Raw genomic sequence first — 1078 nt, forward strand, 5'->3', positions numbered from 1 at the left:
GTCGACGATGGCGCGGACCGTCGCCTCGCGGCCCAGCGTGCCGGAGTTGAGCATCAGGTCGTAGGCCGTCGGATCGTCGATGGCACGCCCGTAGACCTGGCGGATGAAGGCGGCCTGCTGGGCGTCGTGCGCCCGCAACTGGCCGAGGTCCCGCGCCGCGTGCGCGATGGGCTGGCCAACCACGATTATGTCGCAGGCCTGCTGAACCAGACGCCATGGCTGAACGTGCCGCCGCCGCTGGCCCCCGAAACCCGCGCCCCGGATTCGATCCAGTTCAATCTGGTTGGCTTTGACAGCGATGACGAGGCCCGCGCCTTTCAGGACGCCGCCAAGACCCGCGGCATCAGTGTGCAGGTCTTTGGCCTGTCCGATGACAATGCCCGCGCCTTTTGGAACTGGCAATTCATCCCCGGCGACATGCCCGACCTGCCGCAAACCCGCGCCATGCTGATGCGCGCCTGCGATGTGCGCCTGCCCGCCCGCCTGACCCGCGACGAGCTGAACTTCATCGCAACCGCGCTGATTGACGCCGCCTATGACGTCAAGGGCGAGGCGCGGGCCTATGGCACTTAAGTCTCTTTTCCTGGTGACAAATACTCTCGCCGAAGGCGCGATTTTTCTTTGAAAAATCGCAAACTTTTAGGCCTCCGGCGGGGATATTTCCGCGAAGAAGAAACCTAGAGCACCTCAAGCCCGCCGGTCAGCCATGGCATGCGGGCAAGGGCCGGGGTGACGATCAATTCCTCGATCAGCGGCCGCAGCCGCGTTGCGACGCGGAACGGCATGTCTTGCAGAACATCGCGGCGCGCGGTCAGGGTGATGGTCCGGCTGAGCGGCGAGAACGGCAGCGGCAGCACATCGACCTGATCGTGGAACCGTTGCGCGCGCAGGTAGCCCAGCGGCGTCAGGATCGTCCAGCCAGCCCCGGCGGCGACCATGGCAAGGATGGCGTGATAGCTGTCCAATTCGAACCGTTGGGCGAGGGTCAGGTTCTGCCGAGCCAGATGCGCGGCGATCTGGCGGCCCATGTGGTGGCGCTGGGTGTATTGGATCAGCGGCAGGGCGGTCAGTTGCGCAA

1 protein-coding gene and 1 pseudogene are annotated in these 1078 nt (G+C 65.2%); one reads left to right on the plus strand and one right to left on the minus strand.

Features of this window, described 5'->3' with window-relative positions; genetic code table 11:
- A pseudogene (locus ABYW26_RS14700) lies at positions 1–573 on the plus strand (hypothetical protein); the annotation flags it as partial.
- A gap of 104 nt (positions 574–677) precedes the next feature.
- On the opposite strand, the gene ABYW26_RS14705 reads toward ABYW26_RS14700, so the two are convergent.
- A partial coding sequence (locus tag ABYW26_RS14705; RefSeq protein WP_372605666.1) for a LysR substrate-binding domain-containing protein occupies positions 678–1078 on the minus strand: 401 nt, incomplete at its 5' end.

It is taken from the genome of Actibacterium sp. (genome assembly GCF_041584535.1).
Classification (GTDB): domain Bacteria; phylum Pseudomonadota; class Alphaproteobacteria; order Rhodobacterales; family Rhodobacteraceae; genus Actibacterium_D.